Source organism: Staphylococcus sp. GDB20D11A, assembly GCF_016893255.1.
GTDB lineage: Bacteria > Bacillota > Bacilli > Staphylococcales > Staphylococcaceae > Staphylococcus > Staphylococcus aureus.
Map to the genome: position 1 here is coordinate 68,413 of NZ_JAFEPJ010000001.1, position 14,305 is coordinate 82,717.

Genomic DNA, 14,305 nt, shown 5'->3' on the forward strand with positions numbered 1-14,305 from the left:
GAGTAATATTATTTTGAAGAAGCATTAATCCACGTAGAAGTGTTGTTTAATGCTTTTTATTTAACGGTAATGAAAATATAGGGGCGATAACATGACTTTCGATGAAAAACTAAGTGAAATGTACAATAAAATTGCAAATGAGATTAGTGGGATGATACCTGTAGAGTGGGAAAAGGTATATGCAATGGCTTATATAAATGAAAGAAATGGAGAAGTTTTCTACAATTATACTGAGCCAAGCAGTGATGAATTGTTTTACTATACGAGCGTGTTAAATAAATATAATATACCAAGATCAGAATTTATGGACTCAGTATATGAATTATATAAGCAATTTGATAATTTAAGAGAATTGTTTATAGAAGAAGGACTCGAACCATGGACATCATGCGAATTCGACTTTACAAGCGAGGGTAAATTAAACGTATCTTTTGATTATATTGATTGGGCGAATTCAGAGTTTGGACAAATGGGAAGAGAACATTATTACATGTATAAAAAATTTGGAATTTGGCCTGAAAAAGAATATGCCATAAATTGGGTTGAAAAAATAAAAGATTATGTTAAAGAGCAAGAAGAAGCTGAACTATAGGGGAGATAACATGACTTTCGAAGAAAAATTAAGTCATATGTACAACGAGATTGCGAATGAGATTAGCAGTATGATACCTGTAGAGTGGGAGAATGTATATACAATTGCCTACGTAACTGACCAAGCTGGGGAAGTCATTTTTAATTATACTAAACCAGGTAGTGATGAATTGAATTATTATTCAGATATACCTAAAGATTGTAATGTCTCTAAAGATATTTTTAAGAATTCATGGTTGAAAGTTTATCGAATGTTTGATGAGTTAAGAGAAACTTTTAAAAAAGAAGGGCTAGAACCATGGACATCATGTGAATTTGATTTTACAAGAGAAGGTAAATTGAATGTATCATTTGATTATATAGATTGGGTTAGATTAGGTTTTGGACCATTAGCAAAAGAAAATTATTATATGTATAAAAAATTTGGAGTTATGCCAGAAATGAAATATGAAATTAATAAAGTTAAAGAAATCGAACAATATATTAAAGAGCAAGAAGAAGCTGAAATATAGGGGAGATAACATGACTTTCGAAGAAAAACTAAGTGAAATGTATAACGAGATTGCGAATAAAATTAGCAGCATGATACCAGTAGAGTGGGAAAAAGTATATGCAATGGCATATATCGATGAAGAATGTGGAGAAGTGTTTTACAATTATACTGAACCAAGAAGTGATGAATTATTTTACTATACAAGTGTGATAAAGAAGTATAATTTATTGAAATCAAGCTTTATGGATTCAGTATATGAGTTGCATGATCAATTTGAGGAACTAAGAGAGATATTTATAGAAGAAGGTCTTGAACCATGGACATCATGCGAATTCGACTTTACAAGCGAGGGTAAATTAAACGTATCTTTTGATTATATTGATTGGACTAAATTAGAATTTGGTCAAATAGCAAAAGAAAATTATTATATGTACAAAAAATTTAGAATTTTACCAGAAACGGAATATGAAATTAATAAAGTTAAAGAAATCGAGCAATATATTAAAGAGCAAGAAGAAGAATAGACAATCTTAATGTGAGACTAAACAATAAAGCTTTGTTTAGTCTTTTTTGGCGGTTAAGTAAAAAGCAATAGATACCGTATAGTTGATGCTCATCAAATAATAATATAAAGATAATTTTAGGTTTTCATACTTTTAATCGAAAAGAATCTAAGTACTTATAGCTTTAAATACGTAATATGCTATTTGAAAAATAATGTATAGGAGATAGATATGATTACTAAAGAAAATATTGATACTCTTCGAAAGCCAGGTGCACAAGCCTTAAGTTTAATATCATTGTTTTTGATACTTTTTTCATGTCTGACTTTCTTTTTTGGTTTAGATTATGAAAGGTTTCCCAATTATTTAAAGATAACGACAATAATAGAATTAATAATTATCATAATTAGTTTACTTCAATGGATTAGATTTATAGATTTCGAAAAGGAAAGCGCACAGAAATATAAAAAAATATATGCCCGATTTTTAGTTGTTATAAATGTGTTAACTACTATCACTGTAGTATTTGCACTGTGTAACCTGTATTATTTTGCAGCTGTACAAAACCATTATGATTTATTCAATTATTGGTTAATGGGTACGATTTCAATCATAATTAGCTATTTATTATTAGTAATTGGCGGAATGTTCACGTTATTAAAATTACCTAAAGTAACAAAACGTTGGGGTGGTAAAACTAAAACACATTTCGGTTTATTATTAACTGCGTTGAGCTCATTTATATATATTGAAAAAATTATCGAATATATATTGATTCCTAATGTCGTAGAATCCAAGTTTGTCATAATGGTAAGTATCATTATTATTGCTTGTACACAATTTGTGGCATTTCAATTTATTATGCAATACAGTAGATTCTATATTTTTGAATTAAACAAAGAAGATGATGACTAAATAATTTTATAAATTACTGTTGGAGTATACTTATATAAAAAATCAACTTCAACACATTATTTTACTCAATGATGTGAAAGAATTTGAGTGGATTGATATTAATGGGATTTGATTATTAGAATTAGAAAAGGAACGCTTGCTTTTGTTGTAATAAGTCTAATAGTTTTCAGTTGTTGGTTATTTATTCTGAATATGATTTTATCAAGATTATTATAATTGTATTACATATAGTTGTTGGTAAATTTTTATTTACGAAATGGTAAAAAAGTATATACTATTAATATCTTTTTTACTATAATTATAAATAGTTAAATAAATTGAAAGACAAAATAATGAGTAGGAGTTTTAGGGCTATTATTTACAAATAATATAATACTGCAAAGACTCGAAATTATTTAGAATTCCACTTATCGTAACAATAGTTGCAGTTATTTTAGTTCCATTAGTGTATTTAGGTTTAAAATGAGTAATATTAATTTGAAGAAGCATTAAGCGACGTAGAGGTGTTGTTTAGTGCTTTTTATTTAACGGAAATGAAACCAATATCTATTTTGAAAATATAGGGGCGATAACATGACTTTCGAAGAAAAACTAAGTGAAATATACAACAAGATTGCGAATGAGATCAGTGGGATGATACCAGTAGAGTGGGAAAAAGTATATACAATAGCCTATGTAAATGATAGAGGTGGAGAGGTCGTTTTTAATTATACTAAACCAGGTAGCGATGAATTGAATTATTACACGAATATATCTAGAGATTATAATGTTTCGGAAGAAATATTTGATGATTTATGGATGAATCTGTATTACTTGTTTAAGAATTTAAGGAATTTATTTAAAACAGAAGGACATGAACCATGGACATCATGCGAATTTGACTTTACAAGCGAAGGTAAATTAAACGTATCTTTTGATTATGTCGATTGGATTAAATTAAGTTTAGGTCCGTTAGCTAGAGAAAATTACTATATGTATAAAAAATTTGGGGTTATACCAGAAATGGAATATGAAATGGAAGAAATTAAAGAAATCGTGCAATATATTAAAGAGCAAGATGAAGCTGAAATATAGGGGCGATAATATGACTTTCGAAGAAAAACTAAGTCAAATGTACAATGAAATTGCAAATGAAATCAGTGAAATGATACCAGTAGAGTGGGAAAAAGTATATACAATTGCTTATGTAGATGATGAAGGTGGAGAAGTCGTTTTTAATTATACTAAACCAGGTAGTGATGAATTGAATTATTACACATATATCCCTAGAGAGTATAATGTCTCTGAAAAAGTATTTTATGATTTGTGGACGGATTTATATAGATTGTTTAAGAAGTTAAGAGATTTATTTAAAGAAGATTTAGAACCATGGACATCATGTGAATTTGATTTTACAAGTGAAGGTAAATTAAACGTATCTTTTGATTATATTGATTGGGTGAATTCAGAATTTGGACCAATGGGAAGAGAAGATTATTACATGTATAAAAAGTTTGGAATTTGGCCCGAAAAAGAATATGCCATAAATAGGGTTAAAAAAATAGAAGATTATATTAAAGAACAAGAAGAAACTGAACTATAGGGGAGATAATATGACTTTCGAAGAAAAACTAAGTCAAATGTATAACGAGATTGCGAATGAGATTAGTGGGATGATACCAGTAGAATGGGAGCAAGTATTTACAATAGCCTATGTAACTGATCAAGCTGGAGAAGTCATTTTTAATTATACTAAACTAGGTAGTGAAGAATTAAATTATTATTCAGACATACCTAAAGATTGCAATATCTCAAAAGATATTTTTAAGAATTCATGGTTTAAAGTTTATCGAATGTTTGATGAGTTAAGAGAAACTTTTAAAAAAGAAGGTCTTGACCCATGGACATCATGCGAATTTGACTTTACAAGAGAAGGTAAATTGAATGTATCTTTTGATTATATTGATTGGATAAATTCAGATTTTGATCAATTGGGCCGTGAAAATTATTATATGTACAAAAAGTTTGGTGTTTTACCAGAAATGGAATACGAAATGGAAGAAATTAAAGAAATCGAGCAATATATTAAAAGCCAAGAAAGTTAATTATGGGAAAGAGGTTAAGCAATAAGATTTGTTTAATCTTAGTTTGCTGCAATTTAAAATTGCTGATATTTCTAGGAAGAATCATTCGAAATTGGAAGATCAAAGTGAAAACGAACTCATAAGTGCCTCAATAACAAATTGTATAAAAAATATTGATGATAACATCGATAGACTCATCGATAAAATTACCGAGATGCAAAATGAAGTTAATTCATTAGATAGTACATTATCTGTACTAGAAAATGCAAAAAATTCAATAGTTGCTGCTATTGAAAAATTAACTAATTAAAGGAGCAGAAATGGAAAAAATAAAGAGAATAAACAAAATATTTTTATCATTTGAAGTTATTCCATTTGCAATGATGATTTTACTGGCGTTTCTACCAGTTATTGCAGGTATAATAAATAATCGTTTGCAGTATGGTAGGGATTTTGGCGATAGAGTAAGCTTTTATTGTTATATTTCAATTATGGTTGCATATGCAATTACCATATTGTTAGAAATTATTTTTTACTTTATTTTATTGAAAAACTATCAATATGATCAAAGTAATATTGAATTAGCTAATAGGGTGAAAGTTACAAAAGTATTGTCGATTCTGTATATCATTCCAGGATTATATGCGATTCCATTCTATTTTAGATTTTTACATATTCGCTCATTTAGAGAAAATAAAAAATCCGGACAGCCGGCCTATCACTTTTGGGAATTTTTTATAAAACCTAATCGCAAACCGATAGAGTTGAAAGACTTTTTTATTAAAAATAGATAATTAAGGAGTAACCGATGAAAAGATTATGCATAGGATTGTTAATTATAATGATGAGTATAATAAATTATGGTTGTGGTAATGAGCAAAATGAAAATAAATATCAAAGTCAAATTAATAAAGTAATGAAAATTCAACAAGAAACTCATAAAGAGATGGTTAAAAAGAGTAATGAAGTTAATCCTGAATTTAATAAGGATAAAGTAAATACTTATGTATTTGATGATGGCAAATTAATTATCATCAGCTATAAGTTATTTAAAGATAAAGATCAAATGTTTTACGCGACTTACGAGTTTAAAAACGACAAAATTTATTATAAGAGAGATATTAATCCTAAAACATACGTGAAAGAACACAAATCAGATTATAAAGATATTAAAGTAAAATAATTTTAAGGAGTAGGAAAATGGAAAAATTAATCAAAGTGACGTCTTTAATTGGAATTATTATTCAAAGTTTTTTAACATTGTTATTTTTAATATTTTTAATTTTATCAGCAACAGGAATTATACAGCCAGAATTGACCACAACTGTTAATGGTGAACAAACTATACAAAGTCCAGAAACTGCTCAAGCAACATTCGTGACAATATTTGCAATATTATTTGTTGTTTCTTTAGCTTCAGATTTATTAGGCATTATAGCTATGAAAAAGTTGTTTGTGAATAATAGAGCGAGTGGCATTTTGTATATTATTGGTGCAGTGATCAGTGCCAATTTATTAACATTTATTGCTTGGTTAATAAGTGGGATTTCTGTTTTAAGATATAACAAAATAGGAAAAGAAGTGTCATAGCATGAAATATACTTGGTGAATACTTTTAACAATTGCAGGGATTTTAAGTTTAGCAAGTGTTTATGGATTTATTTTATGTTTAGGTAGCTTTGGAATGTTGGCAATGAATGTCATGTGGCTATTTGTTTATACACCGCATAAAAATTCTAAAGCACTTGAATCTATATCAAAACCAACGATAATTTTATCAATCATTGGGACATATGCAGTATTTATATTTATGTCTATCTTATTTTACTTCGTAATGAAAGCTAGGTTTATGGAAATTGGAATAAAACTTTACGGTGAACTTTTTAATATGTTTGGAATACCATTATTCATTATTGCTATCATTTTATTTACAATCGGTACAGTATTCGTTTATAAAATACAGCAATCAAGATTAAAGCAATAGAATATATTAATTTAAAATAGGACGGGTTTAAAAGAAATCCGTCCTAATGATTTATACATAATAGATGTAGCTGAATCTAAAAGACTTCAAATACTTTGAAGATAAAAAGATAATGACAATGAATGTAAAATGTGATTTTTTCAATATTAAAATATAAAAAATGTAATGGTTTAGAAAGCGAATCTAAATTTTAATAATGATTAATGAAAGGTAGATGAACATGAGTAACTCAAACGGTTTGTTAAATTTGTCCCTTCATTTATTTGCGTTGAAAATCACGAGGCTGTTTCCATTTTCGAAAAATGGAAACGTGTATTGTAAGTAAAAACTCTGAAGGATTTAAGAAAAATATATAGTTTCAAGATGATGAACCAATTTAGGGTGAAAATTTAAATGGATGCATATATTTAGATTTTACTAAATTGTAAAAATAGAATTTCAAGTTATTTGAATGTATTTATAAATATATCGTTATTATTAAAGTAGAGATTAGGGGAGATAATATGACTTTCGAAGAAAAACTAAGTCAAATGTACACCGAGATTGCGAATGAGATTAGCAGTATGATACCGGTAGAGTGGGAAAAGGTATATACAATGGCGTATATAGATGATGGAGGAGGTGAAGTATTCTTTAATTATACTAAACCAAACAGCGATGAATTGAATTATTACACCGATATACCTAAGGAGTATAACATTTCTGTGCAAGTATTTGATGATTTATGGATGGATTTATATGATTTGTTTGAGGAGTTAAGAGATTTATTTAAAGAAGAAGATTTAGAACCATGGACATCATGCGAATTTGATTTTACAAAAGAAGGTGAATTAAAAGTTTCATTTGATTATATAGATTGGATAAATACAGAGTTTGATCAATTGGGCCGTGAAAATTATTATATGTACAAAAAATTTGAGGTTATACCAGAAATGGAATATGAAATGGAAGAAATTAAAGAAATCGAGCAATATATTAAAGAGCAAGATGAAGCTGAACTATAGGGGAGATAATATGACTTTCGAAGAAAAACTAAGTCAAATGTACAATGAAATTGCAAATAAAATTAGCAGTATGATACCGGTAGAATGGGAAAAGGTATATGCAATGGCTTATGTAAATGAAAGAAGCGGAGAAGTGTTCTACAATTATACTGAACCAAGAAGTGATGAATTAGTTTACTATACGAGCGTGTTAAATAAATATAATATATCAAGATCAGAATTTATGGACTCAGTATATGAATTATATAAGCAATTTGATAAACTAAGAGATTTATTTAAAGAAGAAGGACTTGAACCATGGACATCATGTGAATTTGACTTTACAAGAGACGGCAAATTGAATGTTTCATTTGATTATATTGATTGGGCGAATTCAGAGTTTGATCAATTAGGCCGTGAAAATTATTATATGTATAAAAAATTTGGAGTTATACCAGAAATGGAATACGAAATGGAAGAAATTAAAGAAATCGAGCAATATATTAAAGAGCAAGAAGAAGCTGAACTATAGGGGAGATAACATGACTTTCGAAGAAAAATTAAGTGAAATGTACAATGAAATTGCAAATGAGATCAGCAGTATGATACCGGTAGAATGGGAAAAGGTATATACAATTGCCTACCTAGATGATGAAGGTGGAGAAGTCGTTTTTAATTATACAAAACCAGGTAGCGATGAATTGAATTATTACACGGATATATCTAGAGATTATAATATTTCAGAAGAAATATTTGATGATTTATGGATGAATCTTTATTACTTGTTTATGAATTTAAGGGATTTATTTAAAAAAGAAGATTTAGAACCATGGACATCATGTGAATTTGACTTTACAAGAGAGGGGAATTTGAAAGTATCTTTTGATTATATTGATTGGATTAAATTAGGTTTTGGACCATCAGGAAAGGAAAACTATTATATGTACAAAAAGTTTGGTGTTTTACCAGAAACGGAATATGAAATTAATAAAGTTAAAGAAGTAGAGAAGTATGTTAAAGAGCAAGAGTAGCATATATGTTATAGAAGGCTGTGCAAAACCAACCTCGTTTTACATTTGACTCAAAGAAGAAGGTAAACGATAAGATTATTTGCAACTTAAAAAGTCTATTAGCTTCTCGGTATCCATACATCATATGTATAAATGAGTTTAACTAATTAATAAATCACGATATAAATTTAAAATTGCCATTAATTGAAAAGGTTATTGTAGTGTATTTTATAAAGTTGATGCACATCGACTTATTTTTTAAAACTTATATCAAAAAAATATGAGAAAAGTATATACTATTAAAATGTTTTTTACTATAATTATAAATAGTTAAATATTTGGAGATTAAATAAATATATAGGAGGCAATTTTTAGAGATACATAGCAATGTAAAGGTATCAAATAGTTATTGCATAATTTATTATGATGACATAATTTTCAGTAGATAGTTGTAAATTAACACTGGAATAGATGTTTATATTAAACAGACTTTAATATCATAATTAATCAAAATCTTGCGTCAAACATTTAAACGAATTTTAAGTTGATAACAATTGGCTAAACATTGTTCAAACATCACAATGATAAAGAATATTATCAGTATTGTAGTGTGTGGAAAATGACAGCCATCTAAGGAGAAAAATGATGAAAAGAATGTTGGTAGTATTTTTAATGTTAGCAATTGTATTGGCAGGTTGTTCTAATAAAGGTGAAAAGTATCAAAAAGATATTGATAAAGTGTACAAAGAACAGAATCAAATGAATAAAATTGCCTCGAAAGTACAAAACACTATTAAAACAGACATTAAACAAGAAGACAGTAATACACATGTTTATAAAGATGGTAAAGTCATTGTTATTGGTATTCAATTGTATAAAGATCGTGAAAAAATGTATTATTTCGCATATGAAATAAAAGATGGTAAGGCAGAAATCAATAGAGAAATAGATCCAATTAAGTATATGAAAGACCATAAAGCAGATTATGAAGATGAAAATGTAGAAGTGGAAAAAGATTAATGTATGCTTTCTTTAAAACTTTTAACCAGTTTCAAAAAGTAAATGAGCTTTAGCGACAATAATTTTTAAAATAAACACGATATAAATTTAAACATTTATATATAAGAACACAAACGTAAGTTTGTAAATAATAATAAAGGAGTAAGACAATGGAAAAATCGATCAAAATAATGACAATAATAGGAATTGTTGTTCAGGGTTTAGCAACGGTATTTAGTTTACTATTTATGGTTTTAGCAGCATCAGGTGTAATGACTACAGATGTGTCAACAACAGTTAATGGTGAGGTTGACCCAGTTGATGCAGAAACAGCAGCAGCAATTTTCACTGTATTATTCTTATTCCTATTTATATTTGGAATCATTTCAATTATTTTAGGTGCAATCGGTATGTTTAAAGCATCTAAAAACAAAAAAATGAGTGGTATATTGTTGATTATTGGAGCTGTAATAAGTGGTAACATAATTACATTTGCTTTATGGTTAGTCAGTGGTATTAAACTACTTACTAATAACAAGCCTAAAGATCAAATAAGCGACTTATCATAAACATCGTATATTGAAATTTCAAGATTTCTTAAGTAATTATATTTCTGTTAGGTTTTAACAAATTAACCGATTAAATAAAGTGCTCTCTTAGAAGTAGATTTTCAGTCAATAACTGCTTTTAAGAGAGTATTTTGTATTTGATAATAAGCATGCCATCGGACAAAAAGCATTGACGAACTTTAAAAAAATACGTTAGACAATGCACTTCTAAATATTAAAGGCATCGACTAACGCATTGTTCAAATAGAGTTAATTATTTTTATAAAATTGATGATGATCATTCAAGTAAGCATAGAATAAACCTATAATGAGACCGCCTCCGATATAGTTACCGATAAAAGCGGCAGCAATATTCGAAATAGCTGGTATGGAGTGCAATGTATCAACTTGATAAATTAAACCACCCATAAATAAGCAACTGTTGTAAACTACGTGTTCATAACCCATAAAGGCGAATATGGTAACACCGAACATCATGACAAACATTTTTGCGAGTACATCGTCAATTTGCATGGCAATAACTAATGAAATATTGATAAAGAAATTGGCGAATATCGCTTTCATTAATATACTTACAAAACCAGTAGACAACGTTTTATGCTCAATAACTGCTGATAACTGATTTAACATATCTGGCGTCATTACATTTGAAAAACGCATGAAACTAAATAAAATAGCAGCACCTAAAATATTTCCTGCAAAGCACAATAAAAATATTTTCAATACTCTAGTCGGTTTAATTACTTTATAATACAGGCCTACAGTAAAGTACATGAAGTTACTGGTTAGTAGTTCGGAGTTTGTAAATAAAATGAGTACTAACGCAAAACTGAATGTAATGGCGCTGGCCATATTCACAATGCCTGGCGGTAAATCTGGTTCGTGTGTTGCTTTAACTGATAGCACGAAGACCGTAATAATACCGATAATAAATCCTGCCATCATAGCGCGTAATAAATAACGTTTTAAATAAACGATTTGTAATATATCTTTCGTTCTTATCGTTTCGACTACGTTATTTACCCAGTCGTCCCCATAAAATATTTTATCCCATTTAATATGTTTCTCCTTCACAATGACATCCTCACTTTTCATTTGTTAATCAGAGTATACTATGAATCGCCTTATTTGTGAATAATTTCACAAAATTAATTTTAAAAACTAATATTTTTGAATAACAGCTAGGATTTTTTAACAAATCATTTATTTTAAAATAATTAATCGTCAGTTAGTATCAATGAATAAATACAGATTTTCATGCAAAAAAAACCTAGTAATGATGCGACGATCATTACTAGGAGATTATGCATCTATTAAGTTGTCGCTTGTTTCGGACGACGTATAACTACATCGATGATGAAACCTATGATTGCCAAAAGAATGAATGGTACAAGCCAAGCTAAATCGATATCTGCTAAAGGTAACATCATAAACCATTTCAAAATAACACCTTGTAATAAGTTGAAACTATTTAGTATTTGTAAAATTGAAATAATCAATGTAATAACAGTTGCGAGTCGATAGGCCCAACTGAATCTGAATGTGCTAAACATGTTAGCAAATGATATCAGTACAAGTGCAATAGACACGGGATATATTAATGTCAACAATGGTACAGCAATTTTTAAAATCATTTCTAAACCAAGTGTTGTAAATAAAAATCCTATGATAGAGAAAACAAGTGCGAATATTTTATAAGAAAACTTAGGCACGTGTTTCTTAGTAAATGTTGCACAAGCGTTGACGAGTCCTATACATGTTGTTAGGCATGCAAGAATAACCGTCATTCCAAATACGAGGTTACCGAACGAACCAAATACGCGTAATGAATTGTACGTCAATATATCAGTACCATCTTTAAAGTTTCCTGGAGCTGTTGACGCACCTACATATGCCAACGCAAAGTAAATCATACCAAGTAATATGGCTGCAATAAGACCTGAAAAGCAGACATATTTTAATATTTTCATGCGATCTGTGAGGCCTTTAAACTTATAGCCATTGACAATGACTACGGAAAAAGCTAATGCTGCAACGAGATCCATTGTAAAATAGCCTTCCAAACTTCCTGCAATGAAAGGATGTGTTATATATTTATCCTTAGGTGCACTTAGTGCAGATTCAGGGTTGAAAATGACAGCAATGCTTAATAGAGCGACCATTAATAGTAATAACGGTGTTAATAATTTTCCTAAATGATCAACGATTTTCGATGGATTTAAACTAATCCAATAAACGATAGCAAAAAAGATTGCTGCGAATATAATTAAAGTCCATTGGTTATGTACTGGTAAAATGTGTCTTGTGCCAATTTCATACGCGACATTTGCAGCACGTGGAATACCGTAAAATGCCCCGATAGACATGTAAATGACGACAGCGAAAATAAACCCGAACCATGGATGTATACGATTGCCTACACTTTCAACACCTTCATCATAAAATGCGACAACGATAACAGTAATAAAGGGTAGTAAAATGCCAGTAAGGGCAAAGCCAAACATGCCAATCCACATATTTTGACCCGCTGTATGGCCGAGCATGGGCGGGAATATTAAATTTCCGGCTCCAAAAAATAGTGAAAATAACATGAGGCCCGAAATAATAACTTGTTTTTTCAATGTAATTTCCTTCCTAAAACTAGATATTCATAATAATTTAAAAAATCTGAAAAAAAAAACGTACTTACTTTATCTTTAAATGACAATACTATGATTCTATTATTTTATAAAAAAGATTGCAATAATAACGTCTTGCTATTATTGGATAATGACAATTAAAGTGTCGTTTTTATGAATTAAAATAGGTGAAAGTAAGTTGGAAATACGTTGGAGCGTTGTGATTTTTATGAGAAATTGTATGAGTGAGGACTGCTATTTATAAAAGGTAAACTATGGATGGGTTTATGGTTGTTCCAATAGGTAAATAAGAGATAGCACACTGTACACATAATGATACGTGGATGAGTTAATATGTCTGATAGAAAGGCCTAGTCACTCAAATGAATTTAAGTTTATTACGTGATAAATCACAAATCTCTCTCATGTGATAGGTCTCCCATTAAATCATGCTTATATGAAATGTTCACATATTTGTTAGCTTTTCAAGAAATAATATTAAATATCTTTTCATAGTATAGCAATATTAAATAAATGCATTTATAATTTTAACTGTATTTTAAATATTAATCATGAGGTGATAAGATGAATAAAATTTCAAAGTATATTGCAATAGCATCATTATCGGTAGCGGTTACAGTTTCAGCACCACAAACGACAAATTCTACAGCGTTTGCCAAAAGTTCTGCTGAAGTTCAACAAACGCAACAAGCTTCTATACCAGCATCACAAAAGGTGAATCTTGGTAATCAAAATATTATGGCAGTGGCTTGGTATCAAAATTCAGCTGAAGCAAAAGCATTATATTTACAAGGTTATAACAGTGCAAAGACTCAGTTAGATAAAGAGATTAAAAAGAATAAAGGTAAACATAAGTTAGCTATTGCTTTGGATTTAGATGAAACAGTTTTAGATAATTCTCCATATCAAGGCTATGCATCAATACATAATAAACCTTTCCCGGAAGGTTGGCATGAATGGGTACAAGCTGCTAAAGCTAAACCTGTCTATGGCGCAAAAGAATTCTTGAAATATGCTGACAAAAAAGGTGTCGATATCTACTATATTTCTGATAGAGATAAAGAAAAAGATTTAAAGGCAACACAAAAGAACTTAAAACAACAAGGTATCCCTCAAGCTAAGAAGAGTCATATTTTACTAAAAGGTAAACATGATAAGAGTAAAGAATCACGCAGACAAATAGTTCAAAAGGATCATAAACTTGTCATGCTATTTGGAGATAATTTATTAGACTTTACAGATCCAAAAGAAGCTACAGCTGAATCTCGTGAAGCATTAATTGAAAAACATAAAGACGATTTCGGTAAGAAATATATCATTTTCCCTAACCCAATGTATGGTAGTTGGGAAGCTACAATTTACAACAATAACTATAAAGCAAGTGACAAAGCAAAAGATAAATTACGTAAAAATGCTATTAAGCAATTCGATCCTAAAACAGGCGAAGTTAAATAATATATGAATTGGACGTCTACATGTACTTAAAGGTATATGTAGGCGTTTTTAAATTGATCCTTAATTTTAAATGTACCGTACAAAAATAATAGACAATTAAT

The 14,305-nt window shown here is 29.1% G+C and carries 20 protein-coding genes and 1 pseudogene; 19 read left to right on the forward strand and 2 right to left on the reverse strand.

The features are described 5' to 3' along the window. The first annotated feature begins 91 nt into the window (after positions 1–91). The 18 genes and pseudogenes from JV528_RS00320 (at position 92) to JV528_RS00405 (ending at position 10,110) form a co-directional block, all read left to right on the forward strand. Entirely contained in the window at positions 92–592 is a 501-nt protein-coding gene (locus tag JV528_RS00320; protein WP_162635655.1) for a TIGR01741 family protein, read from the forward strand. 10 nt (positions 593–602) lie between these two features. Then, the gene (locus JV528_RS00325; RefSeq protein WP_065315707.1) at positions 603–1,103 is read left to right on the forward strand and encodes an antitoxin YezG family protein; all 501 of its coding nucleotides are present in this window, start codon (positions 603–605) and stop codon (positions 1,101–1,103) included. A 10-nt stretch (positions 1,104–1,113) separates the two neighbouring features. After that, positions 1,114–1,608, forward strand: a complete 495-nt coding sequence (locus JV528_RS00330) for a TIGR01741 family protein (protein ID WP_000142009.1) — start codon at positions 1,114–1,116, stop codon at positions 1,606–1,608. 210 nt (positions 1,609–1,818) lie between these two features. Then, positions 1,819–2,502, forward strand: a complete 684-nt coding sequence (locus tag JV528_RS00335; protein WP_000628843.1) for a DUF5079 family protein — start codon at positions 1,819–1,821, stop codon at positions 2,500–2,502. 102 nt (positions 2,503–2,604) lie between these two features. Beyond that, positions 2,605–2,718 (forward strand): annotated as a pseudogene (locus JV528_RS14870) (DUF5080 family protein); the annotation flags it as partial. A gap of 357 nt (positions 2,719–3,075) precedes the next feature. Continuing rightward, positions 3,076–3,576 carry a TIGR01741 family protein gene (locus tag JV528_RS00345; protein WP_000141989.1) on the forward strand — a complete coding sequence of 167 codons (501 nt, stop codon included), beginning with the start codon at positions 3,076–3,078 and terminating at the stop codon, positions 3,574–3,576. 10 nt (positions 3,577–3,586) lie between these two features. Next, a complete protein-coding gene (locus JV528_RS00350; RefSeq protein ID WP_000142072.1) occupies positions 3,587–4,084 on the forward strand; it encodes a TIGR01741 family protein in 498 nt (165 codons plus the stop codon). Between the two features lie 10 nt (positions 4,085–4,094). Beyond that, positions 4,095–4,586, forward strand: coding sequence for an antitoxin YezG family protein (locus JV528_RS00355; protein WP_000142106.1), 492 nt, complete (start codon positions 4,095–4,097; stop codon positions 4,584–4,586). A 43-nt stretch (positions 4,587–4,629) separates the two neighbouring features. Then, a complete protein-coding gene (locus tag JV528_RS00360; RefSeq protein ID WP_043039937.1) occupies positions 4,630–4,875 on the forward strand; it encodes a hypothetical protein in 246 nt (81 codons plus the stop codon). Between the two features lie 10 nt (positions 4,876–4,885). After that, the gene (locus JV528_RS00365; protein ID WP_000411368.1) at positions 4,886–5,359 is read left to right on the forward strand and encodes a DUF5083 family protein; all 474 of its coding nucleotides are present in this window, start codon (positions 4,886–4,888) and stop codon (positions 5,357–5,359) included. A 14-nt stretch (positions 5,360–5,373) separates the two neighbouring features. After that, positions 5,374–5,748, forward strand: coding sequence for a DUF4467 domain-containing protein (locus tag JV528_RS00370; protein WP_000824866.1), 375 nt, complete (start codon positions 5,374–5,376; stop codon positions 5,746–5,748). Between the two features lie 17 nt (positions 5,749–5,765). Beyond that, positions 5,766–6,155 carry a DUF4064 domain-containing protein gene (locus JV528_RS00375; protein WP_000413098.1) on the forward strand — a complete coding sequence of 130 codons (390 nt, stop codon included), beginning with the start codon at positions 5,766–5,768 and terminating at the stop codon, positions 6,153–6,155. A gap of 19 nt (positions 6,156–6,174) precedes the next feature. Continuing rightward, complete coding sequence (locus JV528_RS00380; RefSeq protein WP_260017157.1) at positions 6,175–6,549, forward strand: DUF5084 family protein; 375 nt, start codon at positions 6,175–6,177, stop codon at positions 6,547–6,549. Between the two features lie 503 nt (positions 6,550–7,052). After that, positions 7,053–7,553, forward strand: a complete 501-nt coding sequence (locus tag JV528_RS00385) for a TIGR01741 family protein (protein ID WP_000142148.1) — start codon at positions 7,053–7,055, stop codon at positions 7,551–7,553. A 10-nt stretch (positions 7,554–7,563) separates the two neighbouring features. After that, on the forward strand, positions 7,564–8,064 hold the full coding sequence (locus JV528_RS00390; protein WP_086037518.1) for a TIGR01741 family protein: 501 nt from the start codon (positions 7,564–7,566) through the stop codon (positions 8,062–8,064). 10 nt (positions 8,065–8,074) lie between these two features. Beyond that, positions 8,075–8,563, forward strand: a complete 489-nt coding sequence (locus JV528_RS00395) for a TIGR01741 family protein (protein WP_000142002.1) — start codon at positions 8,075–8,077, stop codon at positions 8,561–8,563. 624 nt (positions 8,564–9,187) lie between these two features. Further along, positions 9,188–9,562 carry a DUF4467 domain-containing protein gene (locus JV528_RS00400; RefSeq protein ID WP_000827564.1) on the forward strand — a complete coding sequence of 125 codons (375 nt, stop codon included), beginning with the start codon at positions 9,188–9,190 and terminating at the stop codon, positions 9,560–9,562. Positions 9,563–9,711: 149 nt separating this feature from the next. Then, positions 9,712–10,110: a DUF4064 domain-containing protein gene (locus JV528_RS00405; RefSeq protein ID WP_000415671.1), complete on the forward strand. Its 399-nt coding sequence runs from the start codon at positions 9,712–9,714 to the stop codon at positions 10,108–10,110. 249 nt (positions 10,111–10,359) lie between these two features. On the opposite strand, the gene JV528_RS00410 is transcribed toward JV528_RS00405, so the two are convergent. Next, on the reverse strand, positions 10,360–11,184 hold the full coding sequence (locus JV528_RS00410) for a formate/nitrite transporter family protein (protein WP_204177106.1): 825 nt from the start codon (positions 11,182–11,184) through the stop codon (positions 10,360–10,362). A 239-nt stretch (positions 11,185–11,423) separates the two neighbouring features. Then, positions 11,424–12,731: a branched-chain amino acid transport system II carrier protein BrnQ2 gene (brnQ2, locus tag JV528_RS00415; protein WP_046597223.1), complete on the reverse strand. Its 1,308-nt coding sequence runs from the start codon at positions 12,729–12,731 to the stop codon at positions 11,424–11,426. A gap of 582 nt (positions 12,732–13,313) precedes the next feature. Here brnQ2 and JV528_RS00420 point away from each other — a divergent pair. After that, the gene (locus tag JV528_RS00420) at positions 13,314–14,204 is read left to right on the forward strand and encodes a 5'-nucleotidase, lipoprotein e(P4) family (protein WP_001033884.1); all 891 of its coding nucleotides are present in this window, start codon (positions 13,314–13,316) and stop codon (positions 14,202–14,204) included. The last annotated feature ends 101 nt before the right edge of the window (positions 14,205–14,305 follow it).

Coding starts and splice junctions, on each gene's coding strand:
- JV528_RS00320 (WP_162635655.1), top strand. CDS start 92: ATGACTTTCGATGAAAAACTAAGTGAAATGTACAATAAAATTGCAAAT.
- JV528_RS00325 (WP_065315707.1), top strand. CDS start 603: ATGACTTTCGAAGAAAAATTAAGTCATATGTACAACGAGATTGCGAAT.
- JV528_RS00330 (WP_000142009.1), top strand. CDS start 1,114: ATGACTTTCGAAGAAAAACTAAGTGAAATGTATAACGAGATTGCGAAT.
- JV528_RS00335 (WP_000628843.1), top strand. CDS start 1,819: ATGATTACTAAAGAAAATATTGATACTCTTCGAAAGCCAGGTGCACAA.
- JV528_RS00345 (WP_000141989.1), top strand. CDS start 3,076: ATGACTTTCGAAGAAAAACTAAGTGAAATATACAACAAGATTGCGAAT.
- JV528_RS00350 (WP_000142072.1), top strand. CDS start 3,587: ATGACTTTCGAAGAAAAACTAAGTCAAATGTACAATGAAATTGCAAAT.
- JV528_RS00355 (WP_000142106.1), top strand. CDS start 4,095: ATGACTTTCGAAGAAAAACTAAGTCAAATGTATAACGAGATTGCGAAT.
- JV528_RS00365 (WP_000411368.1), top strand. CDS start 4,886: ATGGAAAAAATAAAGAGAATAAACAAAATATTTTTATCATTTGAAGTT.
- JV528_RS00370 (WP_000824866.1), top strand. CDS start 5,374: ATGAAAAGATTATGCATAGGATTGTTAATTATAATGATGAGTATAATA.
- JV528_RS00375 (WP_000413098.1), top strand. CDS start 5,766: ATGGAAAAATTAATCAAAGTGACGTCTTTAATTGGAATTATTATTCAA.
- JV528_RS00385 (WP_000142148.1), top strand. CDS start 7,053: ATGACTTTCGAAGAAAAACTAAGTCAAATGTACACCGAGATTGCGAAT.
- JV528_RS00390 (WP_086037518.1), top strand. CDS start 7,564: ATGACTTTCGAAGAAAAACTAAGTCAAATGTACAATGAAATTGCAAAT.
- JV528_RS00395 (WP_000142002.1), top strand. CDS start 8,075: ATGACTTTCGAAGAAAAATTAAGTGAAATGTACAATGAAATTGCAAAT.
- JV528_RS00400 (WP_000827564.1), top strand. CDS start 9,188: ATGAAAAGAATGTTGGTAGTATTTTTAATGTTAGCAATTGTATTGGCA.
- JV528_RS00405 (WP_000415671.1), top strand. CDS start 9,712: ATGGAAAAATCGATCAAAATAATGACAATAATAGGAATTGTTGTTCAG.
- JV528_RS00420 (WP_001033884.1), top strand. CDS start 13,314: ATGAATAAAATTTCAAAGTATATTGCAATAGCATCATTATCGGTAGCG.